The sequence below is a fragment of the Fructilactobacillus ixorae genome (genome assembly GCF_024029915.1).
Classification (GTDB): Bacteria; Bacillota; Bacilli; order Lactobacillales; family Lactobacillaceae; genus Fructilactobacillus; species Fructilactobacillus ixorae.
The window spans coordinates 655,431-673,920 of the sequence record NZ_CP097478.1 but is presented as its reverse complement, the minus strand read 5'-3'; the positions used below and the strand labels follow the sequence as shown (position 1 = coordinate 673,920).

The 18,490-nt window shown below is 48.6% G+C and carries 25 protein-coding genes, 1 tRNA gene and 1 other annotated feature; of the genes, 1 reads left to right on the top strand and 25 read right to left on the bottom strand.

Annotated elements, in window-relative coordinates; translation table 11 throughout:
* Positions 1-8: 8 nt before the first annotated feature.
* The 19 genes from priA to miaA form a co-directional block, all read right to left on the bottom strand.
* On the bottom strand, positions 9-2,417 hold the full coding sequence (gene priA, locus M8332_RS03305; RefSeq protein ID WP_252780748.1) for a primosomal protein N': 2,409 nt from the start codon (positions 2,415-2,417) through the stop codon (positions 9-11).
* 34 nt (positions 2,418-2,451) lie between these two features.
* Positions 2,452-3,645: a bifunctional phosphopantothenoylcysteine decarboxylase/phosphopantothenate--cysteine ligase CoaBC gene (coaBC, locus tag M8332_RS03300; protein ID WP_252780747.1), complete on the bottom strand. Its 1,194-nt coding sequence runs from the start codon at positions 3,643-3,645 to the stop codon at positions 2,452-2,454.
* 114 nt (positions 3,646-3,759) lie between these two features.
* On the bottom strand, positions 3,760-3,957 hold the full coding sequence (gene rpoZ, locus M8332_RS03295) for a DNA-directed RNA polymerase subunit omega (RefSeq protein WP_252750184.1): 198 nt from the start codon (positions 3,955-3,957) through the stop codon (positions 3,760-3,762).
* Entirely contained in the window at positions 3,957-4,574 is a 618-nt protein-coding gene (gmk, locus tag M8332_RS03290) for a guanylate kinase (RefSeq protein ID WP_252780746.1), read from the bottom strand. Before gmk ends, rpoZ begins: the two co-directional genes overlap by 1 nt.
* A gap of 69 nt (positions 4,575-4,643) precedes the next feature.
* Entirely contained in the window at positions 4,644-6,350 is a 1,707-nt protein-coding gene (recN, locus tag M8332_RS03285; RefSeq protein WP_252780744.1) for a DNA repair protein RecN, read from the bottom strand.
* A gap of 32 nt (positions 6,351-6,382) precedes the next feature.
* Positions 6,383-7,201 (bottom strand): TlyA family RNA methyltransferase, encoded by an 819-nt coding sequence (locus tag M8332_RS03280; RefSeq protein WP_252780743.1) that lies wholly within the window; start codon positions 7,199-7,201, stop codon positions 6,383-6,385.
* 10 nt (positions 7,202-7,211) lie between these two features.
* Complete coding sequence (locus tag M8332_RS03275) at positions 7,212-8,066, bottom strand: polyprenyl synthetase family protein (protein ID WP_252780742.1); 855 nt, start codon at positions 8,064-8,066, stop codon at positions 7,212-7,214.
* Entirely contained in the window at positions 8,066-8,347 is a 282-nt protein-coding gene (locus tag M8332_RS03270) for an exodeoxyribonuclease VII small subunit (protein ID WP_252780741.1), read from the bottom strand. The genes M8332_RS03275 and M8332_RS03270 overlap by 1 nt, the downstream gene beginning before the upstream one ends.
* Positions 8,334-9,695, bottom strand: coding sequence for an exodeoxyribonuclease VII large subunit (gene xseA, locus M8332_RS03265; RefSeq protein WP_252780740.1), 1,362 nt, complete (start codon positions 9,693-9,695; stop codon positions 8,334-8,336). The genes M8332_RS03270 and xseA overlap by 14 nt, the downstream gene beginning before the upstream one ends.
* Positions 9,696-10,547: a bifunctional 5,10-methylenetetrahydrofolate dehydrogenase/5,10-methenyltetrahydrofolate cyclohydrolase gene (locus M8332_RS03260; RefSeq protein ID WP_252780739.1), complete on the bottom strand. Its 852-nt coding sequence runs from the start codon at positions 10,545-10,547 to the stop codon at positions 9,696-9,698.
* A 75-nt stretch (positions 10,548-10,622) separates the two neighbouring features.
* Entirely contained in the window at positions 10,623-11,021 is a 399-nt protein-coding gene (gene nusB, locus M8332_RS03255; RefSeq protein ID WP_252780738.1) for a transcription antitermination factor NusB, read from the bottom strand.
* Complete coding sequence (locus M8332_RS03250) at positions 11,011-11,448, bottom strand: Asp23/Gls24 family envelope stress response protein (protein ID WP_252750175.1); 438 nt, start codon at positions 11,446-11,448, stop codon at positions 11,011-11,013. Before M8332_RS03250 ends, nusB begins: the two co-directional genes overlap by 11 nt.
* A 24-nt stretch (positions 11,449-11,472) precedes the next feature.
* Entirely contained in the window at positions 11,473-12,036 is a 564-nt protein-coding gene (gene efp / locus M8332_RS03245) for an elongation factor P (RefSeq protein ID WP_252750174.1), read from the bottom strand.
* Positions 12,037-12,150: 114 nt separating this feature from the next.
* Positions 12,151-12,447 carry a 50S ribosomal protein L27 gene (rpmA, locus tag M8332_RS03240; RefSeq protein ID WP_252750173.1) on the bottom strand — a complete coding sequence of 99 codons (297 nt, stop codon included), beginning with the start codon at positions 12,445-12,447 and terminating at the stop codon, positions 12,151-12,153.
* Positions 12,448-12,473: 26 nt separating this feature from the next.
* Entirely contained in the window at positions 12,474-12,791 is a 318-nt protein-coding gene (locus M8332_RS03235; RefSeq protein WP_252780737.1) for a ribosomal-processing cysteine protease Prp, read from the bottom strand.
* Between the two features lie 2 nt (positions 12,792-12,793).
* Positions 12,794-13,102 carry a 50S ribosomal protein L21 gene (rplU, locus tag M8332_RS03230; RefSeq protein WP_252780736.1) on the bottom strand — a complete coding sequence of 103 codons (309 nt, stop codon included), beginning with the start codon at positions 13,100-13,102 and terminating at the stop codon, positions 12,794-12,796.
* A 17-nt stretch (positions 13,103-13,119) separates the two neighbouring features.
* Positions 13,120-13,193: a sequence feature (ribosomal protein L21 leader region), on the bottom strand.
* Between the two features lie 88 nt (positions 13,194-13,281).
* Positions 13,282-13,355 (bottom strand) — tRNA-Arg (locus tag M8332_RS03225).
* Positions 13,356-13,396: 41 nt separating this feature from the next.
* Positions 13,397-13,933 carry a hypothetical protein gene (locus tag M8332_RS03220; RefSeq protein ID WP_252780735.1) on the bottom strand — a complete coding sequence of 179 codons (537 nt, stop codon included), beginning with the start codon at positions 13,931-13,933 and terminating at the stop codon, positions 13,397-13,399.
* Positions 13,923-14,849, bottom strand: coding sequence for a tRNA (adenosine(37)-N6)-dimethylallyltransferase MiaA (gene miaA, locus M8332_RS03215; RefSeq protein ID WP_252780734.1), 927 nt, complete (start codon positions 14,847-14,849; stop codon positions 13,923-13,925). The genes M8332_RS03220 and miaA overlap by 11 nt, the downstream gene beginning before the upstream one ends.
* A gap of 99 nt (positions 14,850-14,948) precedes the next feature.
* Between miaA and M8332_RS03210 the strand changes: the two genes are divergently transcribed.
* Complete coding sequence (locus tag M8332_RS03210) at positions 14,949-15,125, top strand: DUF3042 family protein (protein ID WP_252780733.1); 177 nt, start codon at positions 14,949-14,951, stop codon at positions 15,123-15,125.
* 248 nt (positions 15,126-15,373) lie between these two features.
* Here M8332_RS03210 and M8332_RS03205 read toward each other — a convergent pair whose 3' ends face one another.
* The 6 genes from M8332_RS03205 to rpmG are packed head-to-tail and all read right to left on the bottom strand — an operon-like array spanning position 15,374 to position 18,422.
* Positions 15,374-15,787, bottom strand: a complete 414-nt coding sequence (locus M8332_RS03205) for a rhodanese-like domain-containing protein (RefSeq protein WP_252780732.1) — start codon at positions 15,785-15,787, stop codon at positions 15,374-15,376.
* Between the two features lie 16 nt (positions 15,788-15,803).
* Complete coding sequence (locus tag M8332_RS03200; protein ID WP_252780731.1) at positions 15,804-16,766, bottom strand: ROK family glucokinase; 963 nt, start codon at positions 16,764-16,766, stop codon at positions 15,804-15,806.
* Complete coding sequence (locus M8332_RS03195) at positions 16,741-16,989, bottom strand: YqgQ family protein (protein WP_252780729.1); 249 nt, start codon at positions 16,987-16,989, stop codon at positions 16,741-16,743. Before M8332_RS03195 ends, M8332_RS03200 begins: the two co-directional genes overlap by 26 nt.
* 34 nt (positions 16,990-17,023) lie before the next feature.
* On the bottom strand, positions 17,024-17,689 hold the full coding sequence (locus M8332_RS03190) for a rhomboid family intramembrane serine protease (protein ID WP_252780728.1): 666 nt from the start codon (positions 17,687-17,689) through the stop codon (positions 17,024-17,026).
* Complete coding sequence (locus tag M8332_RS03185) at positions 17,682-18,224, bottom strand: 5-formyltetrahydrofolate cyclo-ligase (protein ID WP_252780727.1); 543 nt, start codon at positions 18,222-18,224, stop codon at positions 17,682-17,684. The genes M8332_RS03190 and M8332_RS03185 overlap by 8 nt, the downstream gene beginning before the upstream one ends.
* Before the next feature lie 48 nt (positions 18,225-18,272).
* Positions 18,273-18,422 carry a 50S ribosomal protein L33 gene (gene rpmG, locus M8332_RS03180; protein ID WP_252750162.1) on the bottom strand — a complete coding sequence of 50 codons (150 nt, stop codon included), beginning with the start codon at positions 18,420-18,422 and terminating at the stop codon, positions 18,273-18,275.
* Between the last annotated feature and the right edge of the window lie 68 nt (positions 18,423-18,490).

The window sequence follows — 18,490 nt, the reverse complement described above, 5'->3', positions numbered from 1 at the left end:
TGGTCCTCCTACATAAAATTAACGGGGTCAGAATCAATGGCAATCCGTAGCCCCTTGCGCACTTCTTTTTGCGAGATTGCTTGGACCCGCGTCAAAGTCGGCGCTAACTGCTCATCGTGCTTGTACTTAATGATAATTTGATAGTAATACCGGTTCTTAATTCTTGCAATTGGGTTTGGGGTCGGTCCGAGCACTTCCGTCGTTTGGGCGAGATTCTGTTGCAGTAACTGCAAAATTCGGTAAGATTCCTGAGCCGCGTCCTTCTCCACCAGCGCACTAACCGTAATCTGAGCTGTGAAGTAGTACGGACTGTAACCCGCTAAATGGCGTATTTGCATTTCCTTGCGGAAAAACGCCTCATAGTCCTGCTGTTGGGCTAGCTGAATCGCATAATGCTGCGGATTAAAGGTTTGAATGATGACTTGCCCCGCCTTCTCGGCGCGACCAGCCCGTCCAGCTACCTGGGTCAAGAGGTCAAAAGTCCGTTCGCTGGCGCGAAAATCCGGTAGATCTAAGCCCGTATCGGCATTCAACACCCCCACAAGGGTGACGTTGGGAAAATCAAGTCCCTTGGCAATCATCTGGGTTCCCAGCAAAATATCCGCCTGTTGGTCACCAAATTGGCTCAGAATTCGTTGGTGGGCACCCTTCTTGCGGGTGGTATCTACATCCATGCGTAGGATGCGGGCTTTCGGAATTAAGCGCTGTAACTGCTGTTCTGCTTTCTCCGTCCCCGTCCCAAAGTACCGAATGTGCCGACTATGACACTGGGGGCATTCGTTCGGAATCGCCGTTTCAAAGCCACAGTAATGGCACTTCATCGTCTGCGAATCTAAATGCATCGTTAACGAAATATCACAGTGTGGGCACTTTAAAACGTACCCACAATCCCGACACAGCATAAACGACGAGAAGCCCCGCCGGTTCAATAGCAACACCACCTGTTCCTTTCGCGTCAGCGTGCTTTGAATCGCCGTCACCAACTCCTGGGAAACCAAATCCCCATAGCGTTCAGAAGAAGCGGTCATATCAACAATCTGAATCGCTGGAAGCTGTTGCTGGTTAATCCGGTGCGGCAACCGCAACAGTTGGTACCGGCCCTTTTCCGCCCGAGCTCGAGATTCTAACGAGGGGGTAGCACTTCCCAAAACAACCGGACAGTGATGATACTGGGCTCGCCAAATGGCCACGTCACGGGTGTGATAACGGGGGTTGTCGCTTTGCTTGTAACTTGGATCATGCTCCTCATCTAAAATGATGAGTCCTACCTTGGGTAAGGGAGCGAAGACAGCGGACCGCGCCCCCACCACTACCTGCGCAGCGCCAGCGTTAATTCTGCGCCACTCATCATATTTTTCTCCATTTGACAGTCCACTGTGTAAAATTGCGACTTGATCGCCAAACCGATTTTTAACGCGGGTCACCATTTGCGGAGTCAGCGCAATTTCTGGCACTAACATTAACGCCTGCTCATCCTGATCTAACGCCTGTTGGATTGTTTGTAAATAAACTTCCGTTTTTCCTGATCCAGTAACCCCTTCCAGTAAGAAAACCGTGCTCTGTTGGTCACGAATGGCCTTGTTAATGGGTGTCACGGCGCGTTGCTGATCGGGAGTTAATGGTTGCGGCTGATCTGGGTGGCGCGGTTGGTCGTAAGGGTTACGATACTGCTCCACGGTCACCTTTCGGACCCAGCCCCGGTCCGCAAACGTTTTAATGACGGCTGCAGAAATCCCGGGAACTTTGGTTAGTTCTCGCTGGCGGAGCGGGGTCTTTGGCTGTTGCTCTAATTGGCGGAGCAGAGCTTGTTGGCCCGTCGCATTTTTCCGAATTTCTGCAGCGCAGCGTGAAAAATCCGTAATCTGGTTCACCACTGCTACTTCCGTTTTCCGTTTAGCCTGGTTTTTAACGTGATAATGAACCTGAACCTGCCCCTGGTTTCGGAGTTCGGTTAACCGCGCTACCTCACGGTTCGTAAAGTGGGCTTGATCAAGCGGGAGTTCCTGCTGGTCGGCAAACACCTTGGCCAGCCACTGGTTCTGCACCGGCGGAACCGGGGCAACGGTGGTTTGATACTTAGCCTTCATGACGTTTGGTAGCATTGTCAAAAGGCAACTAATACGGAAGGAGTAAGTTCGTTGGGATAACCAATCAGATAGCGCAAGGAGCTCCTGGTTCACCACTGGGGTTAGGTCCATGAGCCGTGTAATCGGTTTGAGGTCGTCTGCCTGATGCTTTGAATCATCATCCTGTAAACCCACGACAAAGCCTTCCACCTGCCGATTTCCCGATCCAAAGGGAACTACCACCCGCATGCCAGGTTGCAACTGCGCTTGGAGTTCTGGTGGAATTGCATACGAATACGGAAAATTGGTTTGCATGGTTGGAACATCTACAATTACGGCTGCGCTCGGCATTACCACTTCCTCCTTTCTTAAAGGTGTTCAGTCACTAACGATCTTTCGGGTTAATCACCGTTAAAATGTGGTCGGCGATGGCAGCCTTAGTTTCAATGGGAGTCTGTTCTTGAAAGCCATCGGCTCCAAAGATGGTCACCTGATTATCGTCACTATTAAACCCAATGGCGGGATTACTGACGTCGTTCAAAACGATGTAATCCGCCTGCTTGGCCGCTAACTTGTGCAAGGCATTTTGGCGCCAATCGTGGGTCTCCGCTGCAAATCCGACCACCACTTGATCGGGGCGTTTGTGCGCCGCAACTAATTTGAGGAGGTCCGGATTTTGCTGGAACCGGAGGGTCATTTCCTCCCCAGCTGCCGTTTTTTTAAGCTTGTGCTCGGCAACTTGAACCGGGCGAAAATCACTTACAGCGGCAGCCATCAACAGTCCATCCATCGTCGGAAATAACTGCTGGAGTTGGTCCTTCAGGTCAGCCGCGGTTCGAACTGGAATCACCTTCACGCCGGTGGGAATTGGTAAATTCACGTTGGCACTTAGCAACGTAACTTGCGCGCCCCGCTGGCTAGCGGCGTTGGCCAAGGCGTACCCCATTTTTCCCGACGAGCGATTCGACAAATAGCGAACCGGGTCCAAATCTTCTTGGGTGCCCCCGGCCGTTACCAACAAATGTTTACCAGCCCAGTCCTGCGGTTTACCCTGTAACTGCTGGAGGGCCGTCATAATCACTTCTGGATCAGCCATCCGCCCCTTGGCCGCGTAACCTTCCGCCAATAACCCGATCACGGGCTCTAGCACCTGTTGCCCGTCTTGGCGTAACTGGGTAATGTTTCTGCGGGTGGCCGGATTATCCCACATCCCATCGTTCATGGCTGGCACCACGAGTTTGGGGCCTCGGGCGGCCAGATAGGTCGTTAACGCCACCGAATCCGCAATTCCAACGGCGGCCTTCGCGATAAAATCAGCCGACGCAGGCGCCACGACGTGACACGTGCCCCACTGCGCTAATTCAACGTGCGCAATTGTCTCTTGGTGAGTCGCTGCATCCGTTAGGACAGAATGACCGGACAGGGCCGCAAACGTTTGGGGAGTAACAAAGCGGGTCGCCGCTGCGGTCATGACCACGCGCACGTCTGCCCCCGCTTTTTGACATAACCGTAGCAAAGAAACCGCCTTATAGGCGGCAATACTTCCGGTAACGTATAACGTGATTTTTTCCCCGTTCATCGCTCATTCTCCTTCATAAACTACCCTAATTATACCGTATCGAATTCTTTAAGAATAAAAAAGACCACTACGTTGCTCGGGGTCCCCCGCACGCATGGTCTGCTTTAGTTCAAATTAGCCTTCTGTTTCAATCTTTAAAACGCCAGCGGCAATTTCTTCGAGGGCTTTGCCAACGGACTTGGAATTTTTATAGTGATCCAAAAGCGGTGCTGCCCCCTGGTCTAATTCTTCGGCCCGTTTACTGGCAAGCATTACCAATGAATAACGGGAGTCCACAATTTCTAATAATTCGTCAATTGATGGATATAACATTAGATTTCATCTCCTAAACTAGCCAAATAATCTGGCATCACTCGTTTAACTTTTAAGCGTTCACTGCGAACAATATCTTTAATCTGATTAACCGCGTTGTCAATTTTATCATTTACCACCGCATAATCATAGTTTTGCATCATATGAATTTCCTTCGTCGCCGTTTGAATCCGCTTGTTAATGACTTCCAGCGCATCGGTTCCACGGCCAACTAACCGACTACGGAGCTCCTTAATGTCTGGTGGGGTTAGGAAAATAAAGATGCCATCGGGACAGTTCGCCCGAACTTGCAACGCTCCGTTTACTTCGATTTCCAAGAAGACGTCGTGCCCAGCATCTAATTGTTCGTTCACATAGTTTAACGGCGTTCCATAGTAGTTATCAACGTACTTCGCGTACTCTAACATTTCCCCGTTTTTAATGTGATCCTCAAATTCCGCTTTGGAAACAAAATAGTAGTCTACCCCATTTTGTTCTCCGTCCCGGGGACTTCTCGTTGTCATTGAAATCGAATAGTTGAAATCAACGTTTGAATCTTCAAACAAGGCCTTGCGAACCGTTCCCTTTCCAACCCCGGATGGGCCAGAAAGAACAATTAACATCCCTCTTTTTGTCAATTAAACCGCTCCTTCATCAAAATACTTATTATTGGTATTATGGCGGTTTTGGGGGAAATAATCAATAGGCTAAGTTTGGGCCGCTTGTTTAGCTTTATCCGCCAACTTCAAAAGCTCCTGGGCGTGCTCCAGCGTTAGTTTAGTTACGGTTGTCCCGGCAAGCATACGTGCTAGTTCATTAACCCGTTTTTGCCCCGTAATTGGTTCAATGCTGGTTTCCGTCCGACCGTGCTGATCAACGTGCTTGGCGATGTAATCTTGATGGTCCGCCATGGCAGCCACTTGAGGTAGATGGGTAATACAAAGCGCTTGGGATTTCAAACTAATGCCATGAATCTTATTGGCAATGGCCTGCGCCACGCGTCCCGAAACCCCCGTGTCCACCTCATCAAAGATAATGGAAGTGACTCCCTGAACCTTTGAGAAAATGGTTTTTAACGCCAACATAATCCGGGAAAGTTCTCCCCCGGAAGCAATTTTATTGAGTGGCAGCATTGCCTCGCCAGGATTAGTCCGCAGGTAAAATTCAGCCGTTTCAATTCCACGGGAGTTAAACTGGCCCGCTGGTAAACTGTTAAATCGAACTTCAAACTCGGTTTTATCCATGTACAGGTCGGCTAACTGGTCGTGAATTGCTTGGGTTAGCTCTTTGGCACCCTGATGGCGCATCGTCCGTAACTTTTCCCCTAAATCGTTTAACGTGGCCTGCGTGGTTTTTAACCGGGTCGCTAAAGCGTTACCACTCTGATCTTCAGCCTGCATATCCGCCAGTTCTGCCGAAATTTGATTGTAGTACGCTAAAATTTGCTCAATGGAATCCCCGTATTTTCGTTTCAGTTCAAAAATCGTGTTTAACCGGGCCTCGACCTCATCTAAGCGACCCTGATCAAACTCCAACGAATCCAGTTGATTGGTGATTTCGCCCGCGGCATCCTGCAGCATGTAGTAGGCCCCTTTTACGTTCTCAGCAATTTGCTTAAACTCGTCTCCCAGGCGTTCAACTGCTTCAATCGCACTCATCGACTCTCCAATCATATCTAGGGGGCTAATGGTTTCATCCCCCTCAATGTCAGCGAGACTCTGGTTCAAACTGTTACTAATCGTCTGAAAATTGGTCAACCGATCCCGTTCCCGCAGTAGTTCTTCCTCTTCTCCAGTAGTTAAACCCGCTTTTTCAATTTCGTTAACTTGGTACTGTAGCATGTCAAAGCGTTGGGCGCGGGCCTTTTCATTTTGACTCTGATTGCGTAACTGTTGCTGCAGTTGCTGATAGGTCCGAAAGTTCGTTTGATAGTCGGTCAGGGTCGGTTGCAACCGCTTGCCGATAAATTCATCTAACAGGTGCAGGTGTTGGTCACTCTGCATGAGGGCCTGGTGTTCATTTTGCCCGTAAATATCAACGAGGGTTTCCCCAATCTGTTTCAACGTAGTTGTATTAACGAGCATTCCGTTTACCCGACAAAGATTGCGTCCATTTCGGTATAACTCGCGCTGCAAAATCACGTTATCATCACTATGATCAATGCCAAATTCATCTAATTTTTGTTCCGCAATTCCATTCCGCGGGACCTGAAACAATCCCTGTAAGACAGCTTTGTTGGCACCCGTTCGAATGAAATGTTGTGACCCTCGGCCTCCCGCTAACAGGCCAACGGCATCAATAATAATTGATTTCCCAGCTCCGGTTTCTCCGGTCAGCACCGTCATTCCCGTGGCAAAGTTAACTGCCAACTGGTCGATAATGGCGAAATCCTTAATGGAAATTTCCTTTAGCACACGCTCACCTTCTCTTACTATTCTAACTAAGTTTAATTTTGGAGGATTTGGTACGCCCGGTCCTGCACCGCACTGATTGAAATTTGGGGGTTAATCGTCGGGTGCGCCGTGGATTGTAACTGCACCAGAAATTCAACGTTACCTTCGCCACCCGTAATGGGCGAAAAATCCAGGTTGAGCACCGAAAAACCAGCCGTCGTAGCATACGAAAAGACCTTTTCGATTACCGCCCGGTGCACCGCCGGATCCCGGACAATTCCATGTTTCCCAACGTGTTCCCGGCCGGCTTCAAACTGGGGTTTGATGAGCGCCACCACTTCTCCGTGGGGCTGTAAAATTTGTTTCAGAGGGGTTAAGATTAGCCGCAACGAGATAAAGGAGACGTCAATGGAGGCAAAGGTTGGCAACCCAGCGGTGAAATCCGCTGGTTGGCTATACCGAAAGTTGGTATTTTCCATCACAATTACCCGGGGATCGGTCCGTAATTTCCACACCAACTGGTTGGTTCCCACGTCAAGCGCGTAACTTAAGCGGGCTCCCTGTTGTAACATCACGTCGGTAAAGCCACCGGTGGAAGACCCGATGTCTAAGACAATTTGGTCACTCACGTCAATTTTAAACTGATCCAATGCCTTGGCTAACTTTAAGCCGCCCCGACTGACGTAGGGCATCACGTTTCCTTTGAGGTGCAATTCGGTTTCAACCGGAATCTTCACCCCTGGTTTATCGAGGCGCTGCTCATTTTTACCGAGTACTTCCCCTGCCATCACCGCCCGCTTGGCCTGTTCGCGGCTTGCAAATAACCCCTGTTGTACCAAGAGCACGTCAATTCGTTCTTTTTCTTTTGCCATTCCTTGTTCCTTATCCTTTAAAATACGTTAAAAACGCACGTAATAACTCTGGATGCTCCAACTCCGCCACGGCGGCTGCACCCGCAGCTACCGTTTCTGCCAAAACCTGAGTTGCGGCCGGCCGCCCTAGCAACTGCACGTAACTATTTTTGCCAGCATCTTCATTAGTTCCGGATTGTTCATCCTGTAAATCATCATAAATTTGAAAGGCCACGCCAAAATTCCACGCAAATTGAGCTAATGAGCGTTGCTGTGGTGCCGTTGCTTGGCCCATGATGGCTCCGGCCGTGACACTGTAATAAAAGAGCGCCCCCGTCTTTTGCCGGTCTAGTTTGCGAAGGTCAGCGAGCGCTAACGACGTGCCCGTAGCTTCAATGTCCAGCATTTGCCCGGCCACCATTCCGGTCGAGCCCGCTGCCGTCGCCAGCTGTCCAACTAGGGCCGTCGTCTGGTCCGCTGGTAATCCACACTTACTTAACACGGCAAAGGCATCCGTCAGGAGTCCATCTCCAGCCAAAATGGCCTGGGCTTCCCCAAACCGTTTGTGACTCGCAGCCTTGCCGCGACGCAGATCACTATCATCCATGGCCGGTAAATCGTCATGGATCAGTGAGTACGTGTGTACCAATTCCACAGCGGTACTGGCCACAAGTTGGGCATGCATAATCGGTTGACCTAAACTCCGGAGCGTCGCTAACGTTAACAACGGACGTAACCGCTTCCCTCCGGCTAATAACGAATAAGCTTCCGCCTGCTGCAACGTCGGTTGACTAGCTTCTTGTTGCACGATTGTCGCCAGGGTCTGTTCAATTTGTGGCCGATACTGTTCCGTAAAGTTTGTTAGGGTGTTCGCGTCAGCATTCATTAGAAGGGCAGATCCTGATCTGCTTGTTGATCTGGTTGCTCTGCTTGGGCTTCATAGCCCTTATCCCGTTTAAACGGAACTTCTTCTCCGTCCGGAGTCATCATCTTGGTCAACGTATCTTCTGCGTTTTGGAGCGTTTTTTGCATCGTTTGACTTAATTTAACGCCCGTTTGAAATTCGCTCAGGGCCTTTTCGAGCGGGACGTTCCCGGCCTGTAATTCTTGGACAATTTGTTCTAAATGTTGCATGTTCTCTTCAAAAGTAGGTTTAGTGTTTGCCATCGTGAACTCCTTTGTTCTTAGTAACTTCAGTTACGTCTGCCGTCGCCGTCCCATCGTTGAAATCAATGATGACCTGCTCACCGGGGTGGACCTGGTCAATCGTCGTTACCAACTGATCTTGGTGGTTGTGCACCAGACTGTAACCCCGACTCATAATCTTTAGAGGACTTAAATGATCGAGAGCGGCCGCCTGGTTGGCTAACCGGTCTCGGCACTCTGTGACCAGTTGGGTAATCGCCTGGTGTAAATTTTGGGTTTGGTAATCTAATTCCCGCTGGTTACTTTGAATCACATTTTGCGGTGAATGGGACCGGAGATTACTCGTGGCTAAGTTTAGCCGGTTCTGTTCCTGCGTCAAGCGTTGCTGCATGGTCGCTTGCAAGCGTTCCGTCAGTTGATCACACTGCTGAACGTACGTCTCGTATAAGCGCTGTGGCTGTTGGAAGACGTACGTTTGTTGCAACTGGTCTAAACGCTGCTGTTGCAGGCGGAGAATGTGATTCATGTTGCTTGCTAACGCCGCCTGTTCCGTGCGCAGCTGTGCAATTACCTCACTCAACACGGGCGAGGCTAACACCCCTGCTTGAGTTGGGGTCGACGCACGAATATCCGCCACAAAATCAGCAATGGTATTGTCAGTTTGATGGCCGACCGAAGAAATAATTGGGACCTGACTCGCATAGATGGCTCGCGCCACTGATTCCTCGTTAAAGGGCCACAAATCTTCGATTGAACCCCCACCCCGACCAATAATCAGCGTATCAAAGCCCCCAATCTGATTAACCCGCTCAATTTGTTGCACAATTTCTGCGGCCGCTTTGTCTCCCTGCACGGCCGCTGGGAAGAGGACAATTTGAATTTTCGGATCGCGTTTGCGGACGGCGTCAATAATGTCACGAATTACCGCCCCACTCTGCGAGGTAATGACCGCAATGCGTTGCGGATACCGGGGAATGACCTGCTTATGTTCTGGATCAAACAAGCCGGCTTGATATAATTTTTGCTTTAATTGTTCGTAGGCAATGTAAAGATTCCCAACTCCATCCGGCTCCATGCCCTCCACGTAGATTTGATACTGTCCACTCCGGGGAAAGGTTGAAATCCGCCCGGTAATCAAGACTTTCATCCCCTCTTTTGGGGTAAATTTAATCTTGGCAAACTGCCCCTTCCACATCACGGCACTAATTACGGACTGCTCATCTTTCACGCTAAAATATTGATGGCCCGGTCGCTTGCGCCAGTTCGAGATTTCCCCCGTCAGGTAGACCCGCTTTAAATAAGGATCGCGTTCAAATTTTTGGTTAATGTATTGGTTTAATGCCGTTACCGTTAAATATTCATGTTGCATTTACTTGCTCCATTCACTCATCTCAACCGTTTGTTGCATTAACGTGGCAATCGTCATGGGTCCCACCCCCCCGGGAACCGGGGTGATCTGCTCAATGTTAACGGCCGCCTCGGAATAGTCCACGTCTCCAACTAGCCGCCCATTTTCATCTAAATTTTGACCGACGTCAATCACAATTGTGTGGGGTTGAAAATCAGCATCAGTTAACAGATGGGCCTGTCCCACCGCTGAAATCACCACGTCGGCAGCGCTTAAAAAGGACCGGCGTTCCTTGGTCTGACTGTGTAAGACTGCTACCGTTGCCCCCGCATTCAGTAATAGGGCTGCCAGCGGTTTTCCCACGATGGCGCTTTTCCCCAGCACAACGACGTTTGCCCCCTGCAAGGGAACCTGATTAGCTGCTAACAACGTCATAATGCCACGGGGCGTGCAGGCCACCGGATAGTGCCCAGGCAGGTTCAAGTACAACTTTCCCACGTTTTCTGGATGAAAACCGTCGACATCTTTAGCTGGATCAATCGCGCCAAACACCTGGGTTGCATCAAGCTGGGGTGGGAGCGGCGCTTGCACCAAAATAGCGGTGATGCGAGGATCTTGATTCAATGCTGTAACGGTTTGGAGCACGTCTTCCTGCGTACTATCGGCTGGTAATTGCTTTAACACCGAATAAATTCCCAGTGATTGCGCCTTTTTTTCTTTCATGCGGACGTATCGTTCGCTAGCCTGGTCGTGACCCACTAGGACCACCGCTAAGCCGGGCACAATTGCCTGCTTCCGTAACCTGGCCACCCGGACCTGGGTTTGCGCATTCAGTGTTCGTGCCACTTGCCATCCGTCAATTAGTTTTACCATTCGTGGGCCCTCCCTTTTCAAGTTAGTTTAAGTTTAGCATAAACTAACGCAAAAAAAATAGAACCACAGGGGGTTCTATTCGGTAATTTGATCTAGCACAGCGTTCACAAAGTTAGTTGCTTGATCATCACTAAACTGTTTCGTTAGTTCTAAGGCTTCATTAATGGCAACGTTCCGGGGAACTTGGTCGCTAAATTTAATCTCATATACCGCTAATTGTAAAATGATTAAATCAGCTTTATTCAACCGATCCACCGTCCATTTAGCCGCTAAATGGGTCTGAATTAGTTCATTTAGCTCCGCAACGTGCTGCTGCACGCCAGTTACTAGGGTGGTAAAGTACGGTGGAAGCTCGTCCCCTGGCCTAGCCGTTAGTTGGTCAAACAACGCCTGAGGCTGAGTTTCCGGATTACTTTTCAAAGCAAACAGCGTTTGAAACGCTAACTCCCGCGTTTGGTGTCGATTAATTTTCACGGTCTTCTCCATCACTATTGAACAAAAGGTCAGTATCAACCTTGGGGGTGCGCTCTGGCACAACACCTTCAACGTGAACATTGACAGCGAGTACGTGTAAGTCAGTCATCACAAGGAGTTGTTGCCGGACCTGTTCTTGAATCTGCAAGGCGACTTGGGGAACAGAAACGCCATAATCAAAGTAGACATACACATCAATGTTAAGTTGACCCTGATCATCAAGGAGCAACTTCACACCCTGCGTTCGTTCTTTTCTACCAAACAGGCCTTTCACACTCGTCGAGAAGTTACCCTGCATCCGGTTAACTCCATCCACTTGAATGGCCGCGATTCCGGCAACCACTTCAATTACTTGGGGTGCAATTTTGATCTGACCTAAATCATCTTTTCGTGTTGCTAACGTAATAAACTGTTCCTCAGCTGCCATGATTGGTACCCCCAATTTAATTAATTATTTACCACGTGAGATGTAAGTGCCATCGGTAGTATTGATTACCAGTTTATCTCCCTGGTTCACAAAGAATGGAACTTGGAGCGTTAAGCCCGTCGTCATCGTAGCCGGTTTGGAACCACCAGAAGCGGTGTCCCCTTTAATGCCTGGTTCCGTTTCAGCGACCTCAAGGGTCACCGTTTTAGGAACTTCAATTCCGATTGTTTCTCCCTGGTACTGCACAATTTGAACTTCCATGTTCGGTTGTAAGTACGGCATTGCCGATTCGGCTGCTTCCCGAGGAATCGTAATTTGGTCGTAGGTGTCAACGTCCATGAAAACGAGTCCCGTCCCATCATCGTACAGGTACTGCATTTTCTTGGTTTCAATTTCAGCCTTTTCCACCTTTGCTCCAGAACGGAACGTTTTTTCTTGGACAGCTCCCGTCCGTAAGTTCTTTAGCTTCGTCCGAACAAAGGCGCCCCCTTTTCCTGGTTTAACGTGTTGGAAATCAATGATCTTCCAAATTGCGTTATCGACTTCAATTGTTAATCCCGTTTTAAACTTTGCTGTTGAAATAGCCATAAGCACCCTCCATTTAATTCATCATTATCATATCAATACTAACCAGTGTGGTGCAAGTAAAACAGCCAACTGGTAATAAAAAAGACCCGCCGTAAGCGGGCCTCGAATCTTTATTTACTTATTAACAGCTTCGGCTGCTGGGTAAACAGAAACTTGACGTTTGCTTCTGCCCAACCGTTCAAACCGAACGATTCCATCAACTAATGCGAATAAAGTATCATCTGAACCACGTTTGACGTTTTTACCTGGGTAAATCCGAGTTCCACGTTGTCTGTAAATGATTGATCCGGTAGTAACCGTTGCGCCATCGGCAGCTTTAGTTCCTAACCGACGACCAGCAGAATCCCGACCATTAGATGAAGAACCACCAGTTTTATGGTGAGAGAAGAATTGTAGATCCATTTTAAGCATGTGTCATCCACCTCCAAATTAAGAGATTATTTAATTGTCACGAAGTCACGATATTGCATCGCAATCTCAGTCATTCCATTTTTAAAGCTTTGCAGTAATGCTTGTCCACGCTGATCAGTAGCTGCCGCACCCACTTGAACCTGAAGATAACCACCGTTCGTAGCGTCTTGATCCACGACTGGCTGCAACTGCGCCACAGTTTCTAACCCATTCACGGTCGTAATCGCCAGCGCTGAGACCGCTGCGCAAACAAGATCATGCCCATATGCACCTGAATCAGCGTGACCAGCTAAGGTAAAACCGGTAATCACACCCTGTTCAGTTGTAAAATGCGCTTTAATCATAATTAAGCGTTAATCTTTTCAATCTTAACTTTCGTGTAAGGTTGACGGTGACCCTTCTTGGATTGGGCCCCCTTCTTTGGTTTGTAACGGAAAATCGTGATCTTTTTGTTTTTGCCTTGCTTTTCAACTGATCCTTCAACTGAAGCACCGTCAACAAGGGGTGTTCCCACCTTCGGGTTATCTCCGCCAACAAAAACAACTTGGTCAAAGGTCACTTGGTCACCTTGTTGAGCATCTAACTTTTCAATAAAGATGGTTTCCCCTTCGGCAACCTTATATTGTTTCCCGCCAGTAACGATAATTGCGTACATATCAATGCACCTCCTCTATAATTGCTTAGACTCGCCAGAGATAAGCGTCGAAATCGAACTTAAAACTTACACTGTGCGGTTGTAGCTGTGGAAGTCCACAAGTACAACAAACTGAGTATAGCTAACTTTGGCTAATCTGTCAAACTAAAAAATCACCTCACCAAGTGAAGTGATTAGCATGTCGCAGGAGCGACTCGAACGCTCGACCTACGGTTTAGAAGACCGTTGCTCTATCCAACTGGGCTACTGCGACGTCATTACCAGTAACCATTATATTGATTAATAGCGAGTAAGTCAACGCCCATTTTCCGGAGCTCGTGGGGTCTGTAACGCAGCTACCTGTTGTTGCAAGGTCGTCGTAAGCTGGGAGATGGAAAAACCACTATCAACCAGTCCCCACTTTAAAAACAAACTCCATGCGTGCTGAAACGCGGTGGCCTGCTTTTCATAGTAGGCCGTCAAGACCAGGCGATTGACCATTAGGTACAACGTTGCCCGCGTGTTGGGTTCATCTGGAGTTAAGTTAGATAACCGGGTTAACTGCTCATCCGTTGGCCGGCATAATTCATTCCAGTTCAAGAGATTGGCGAACAAAAAGAACGTCCGGAGGCACTTAGTAAACTGCTCTAACTGGGTGGCTCGCGGTGCCAACTGTGGATTGTCCACAACCCCCGTTTCTAAACCCGTCGCTTGGGCAAAGTTTGCCAGTTGAACCTCTAGACTAACTAAAGCAGCGGTTTGATGTCGCGGCTGTTGCCACAGCGTATGGTTTTTAACATCAAGTTGTTGGTAATAATTTAAGCTGAGCATTTGTAAATCCTTAAACGTCATGTGCCTGCCTCCATTTGGTAACTGCCACTTCGAGCGGTGCCTGCTGCTCAGGATGTTCCACTAAGTTATACCACTGAACGTCCATCTGATTTCGAAACCACGTTAACTGCCGCTTGGCATAATGACGCGAATCGGTTTGAATCTTCGTAACGGTCGTGGCTAGCTCCTGAGTCCCCGCGAAGTACGGGATAAACTCACGGTACCCAATTCCCTTTAACGCTGGCACATCCGGTCCTTGATCTCGGAGCCACTCATTTTCGGCCACCAAACCGTTAGCAACCATCGCATCAACCCGCTGATTGATCCGCTGATATAATAACTGGCGCTCACAATTAAGCCCAATTACCAAGGAATCAAAGGGTGCTGGTGCTTTTGGCTGCTGCGACGGCTTGTGACCCGTCACTCGGTAGATTTCTAAAGCGCGAAGCACCCGGCGCTCGTTGTGCGGATCGATGTTTGCAGCCGCAGTCGGATCCACGCGCTGTAACTGGGACCACATTGCCTGGGCCCCGAAGCGTTCCCGCTCCGCTGCGAGCTCCGCCTGAACCGCAGGGTCGGAACTCGCTTGACCGCCAAGTTGTAATCCCTGGAATAATGCTTGCAGATAATATCCGGTTCCCCCAACAATTATCGGGAGCTTTTTGCGGGTTCGAATCTCTGTAATGGCCCGGTTACAGTCAACCACAAAGCGCTGCACTCCATACTGCTCCTGAACATCTAAAATATCAATTAAATGGTGCGGAACGACCGCTTGTTCCGCAGCCGTCACCTTGGCTGTCCCCACGTCTAAGTGGCGGTAAACCTGCATGGAGTCCCCCGAAATAATTTCACCGTTAAATCGTTGGGCTAACGTAATTGCCAGCGCACTTTTCCCCACAGCCGTGGGACCAACGACGGCTAAAACTTTTGGTTTCATAATCTTCTCACTTTATTAGGTTTTGATACTGGATATCTTACCGCAATTCGAGCATAATAAACAAGGAAAGAACAGTGATTAAAAAGGAGGGCATTCCTAATGAATAAATTTGGTAAAGGATTTGCAGCTGGAGTTGCGACCGTGCTTGGTTTGGCAGCGGGGGCATTATTCTCATTCAAAAAGACCGTCGTTGAACCCATCGAAAACCAAGAAGAAAAGGCCGATGAAAACCGGAAAAAAGTGATGCGGAAAGCCGGATCTTCCCACTTGGGCTAGTTTTCACCAGGTTAATTTTTTGACCACAATCACGAAAGCAGCACCAAGGTGCATTAATTGCGGTCTCCAGTATAAAAACCCGGAGTTAGAGATTATTATCTAACTCCGGTTTTTTTTTCACTTACTTGACGCTAGGCCGTGTCTTCACCTAGTAGCCAAATCGGGCGCCCCCTTCCGGTTCAGTACCAGAAGAGAGGCTGTTCACATCCATTGATGCTACGGCGTAAACCGCACACTCACATCTATGTCTATCCTTTTTTAACCTTCCCGTCCCACTTCTGGTACCCCTCATCCAAAAGGGCTAATTTTTGAAACCCCTTTTGGTGCAAGAACTTAGCGGCTTGGACACTTAAAACTTTGGTTTGGTCATACAGATACACGGGTAAATCGGGGCGTAAATCCTGATACATCAACTTTAGCGACGCATACGGAAGGTTCCGAGCTCCCAAAATATGACCATTGGTAAAACTCTGCGCTTCGCGTAGGTCAACCACCTGTGCCGTCCGAATTCCCTGCTGAAACTCAGCTTCCGAAAGAAACTGGGTGTACTTTTTCACCTGCCACATTCGCCAGTAACGAAGACCGGCGATAATTACGATTAACAGTAAGAACGCAATTAACACCATTAGCAGTGAGCTGGTGAAACCACTTGCAGCGATCATTAACATTCACTCCAGTTTATCTAAATTGTAATGCCATTGAAGCAGCTCCAATGACTCCCGCATCGTTTCCTAGTTCAGCTAACTTGAGCTTCGTTGTATCCCGAATGGATGGAAAAGCATTTTCCTGGAAGTACTTAGTCGTTGGTTGTAACAAAGTGTTTCCCGCGTTGGAAACTCCCCCACCAATTACGATACTAGCAGGATTCAACGTGTTCCCGATGGCTGACAGCGCCAAGCCAAGGTAGAAACAAATCCGATCAACCACTTGGTTAGCCAAGATATCACCGTTATCGGCCAAGTAGAAAATTAACTTCGAGGTAATTTTTTCATCAGTTTGTTCTAATTCTGCTAACCGTGAAGTTCCGTTGAAGGTCTTAGCCATATCAGCAGCGACGCGTACAATTCCAGTAGCAGACGCATAGGTTTCTAAGCACCCGCGTTTACCGCAGGTACACAGGTAGCCATCAGGTTGGACCGCAATGTGACCGATTTCACCGGCCCCACCGTTCACCCCATGGAGGAGCTTGCCGTTGGCGATTACACCGCCCCCAACTCCAGTCCCAAGGGTCACAAAGACCACGTCTTCTTCGAGGCTTCCGGCCCCCTTCCAGTATTCACCGAGGGAGGCAACGTTCGCATCGTTATCTAAATCAAAGGGTAGCCCGAGACCCTCTTGAATTTGTTTTCGAACCGGCTGGCTCGCCGCCCAGTTCAAGTTATAGGCTTCCGAAACCGTTCCGTTTTCCCGATCAACCGTTCCGGGAGTTCCCATGCCAATTCCAATGAAATCAGCGGGAGTTTTGCCGGAATCTTCGATGTGTTGCCGAATTGATTTAACGATATTTGCAACAATGTGACTTCCGTTATCGCTCACATCCGTTAAAATGCGCCATTTTTCTAGGACTTCACCTTGTTGGTTTAAGAACGCCATTTTCGTGGTAGTTCCACCTAAATCAATTCCAATTAAGTTTTTTGCCATCTTCTAATCCTCCAGTTATTTGCTGTGCTTTGGTAGCTTCAAGGTGATGTTCGTGCTTTAAAACCAACTTCGCAGCGGTAAACTCCGTTTGGGAAATCACGTGTGCCTCATACAAATGATCTAACTCGAGGGCCATCACTTCAATGTCCCAAATCCGCTTCCCCACGTAGACATAAATTCCAAACCGTTTTAATAGCTGTTGAACATCATACAAATTCTTCATCACTGGTCACCTCGTGGGTTTGTAGCTCGAATCATTACCGCTTAAATCCAATGATCCACAAAGCTATTATAACAATAATTAAAACGTTTGCATAAAAAAATTGTACTTTTTTCGGTAATAAATGTGGGTGTGGTAAGCCCAGGCCAAATGCCAAGCAAAAGCCACCCACTAGCCCACCTAAGTGCCCCCAAATGTTGACAAAGGGCAAGAAGACATCTGAGACCAAATTCAGGACCACTAACACCAAAAAGGAACGCGCTGTTTGGCGAATCCATTCGTTATGTGGTCTTGCCAGGGCCAGCATCAAAAAGGCTCCAAACAAACCAAAGAGCGAGGTACTACACCCAGCGGAAACGCTGGTATTGCTACCAAAGGCAAAACTAAATAAGTTTCCAATGATCCCCGCTCCCAAAAACAGAAGCAAAAAGCGAACGTGCCCAAACACGTTCTCTAAAATGCGACCCACAAAGTAGAGCGTCAACAAATTAAGGGTGAGGTGCTGCCAGCCAATGTGAATAAAAATTGGGGTGATGAGCCGCCACCACTGCCCCGCTTGTACTAGCTGATTTACCTCGGCCCCAAATTGAACCAGGACCGTGAGGTCGTTAGTTCCGCCAGCCAGCGTCATCAAGCCAAACACGACCACCATGATCCCAATTAAACTCCACGTCACGACCGGTTGTTTTTCCAGTTTATCCATGTTCATCCTCCACCAGTAATTGTTGGACGGGGACATCAAATGGATCCGGCGTCCACGACTGCTCTACCACCTGATCTTGTTGCGCCAAGGCAATAGTCTGCCCCGGAAATGACGCTAAAAATCGGTCGTAAAAGCCCCCACCATAACCAATGCGGTGGTGATTGCATCTACAAAAAGCTACCCCCGGCACCAGCACGAGGTCAATCTGGTCATTGGTAAGTGCGGTTCCGTTTCGAGGTTCCCACACCCCAAACTTCGTCTTGGCTAAGCGGGTCTTCGGGGTGAACGGATAAAAGCGCAGTTCGCGGTGCGGAAACGTACGGGGAATTACCACCAGTTTCCCCTGTCGTTGGGCCTGGCTAATCATTGGCTGCGTCGGTAATTCATGCGGGAGACTAATGGTCACTGCCACCACCTGCGCCTCCTGCCAAACTGACGTTGCAAACAACCGCTGATAGAGCTCTGTAAACCGGCTAGCCGGTTGTGCTTGTTGCGCTAACTTGTGTAAAACCGTGGTCCGAATTGCTGTCTTCATCTTATTAGTCCCATTAATAAAAAAGATTTTGGGCAACTGCCCAAAATCTTATTTTGTTTCACGATGTAAAGTAACTTTTCTCTCACGAGGGCAATACTTTTCTAATTCTAACCGATCGGGATTATTACGACGATTTTTAGAAGTTAAGTAATTGCGTTCGTGGCATTCAGTACATTCTAAAGTAATGTGTACACGCATGTTAAATACCTCCAACCAATGCTTTTTTGCTTTATCAAATATAACAAATATTAGTCTACCATTTTTGA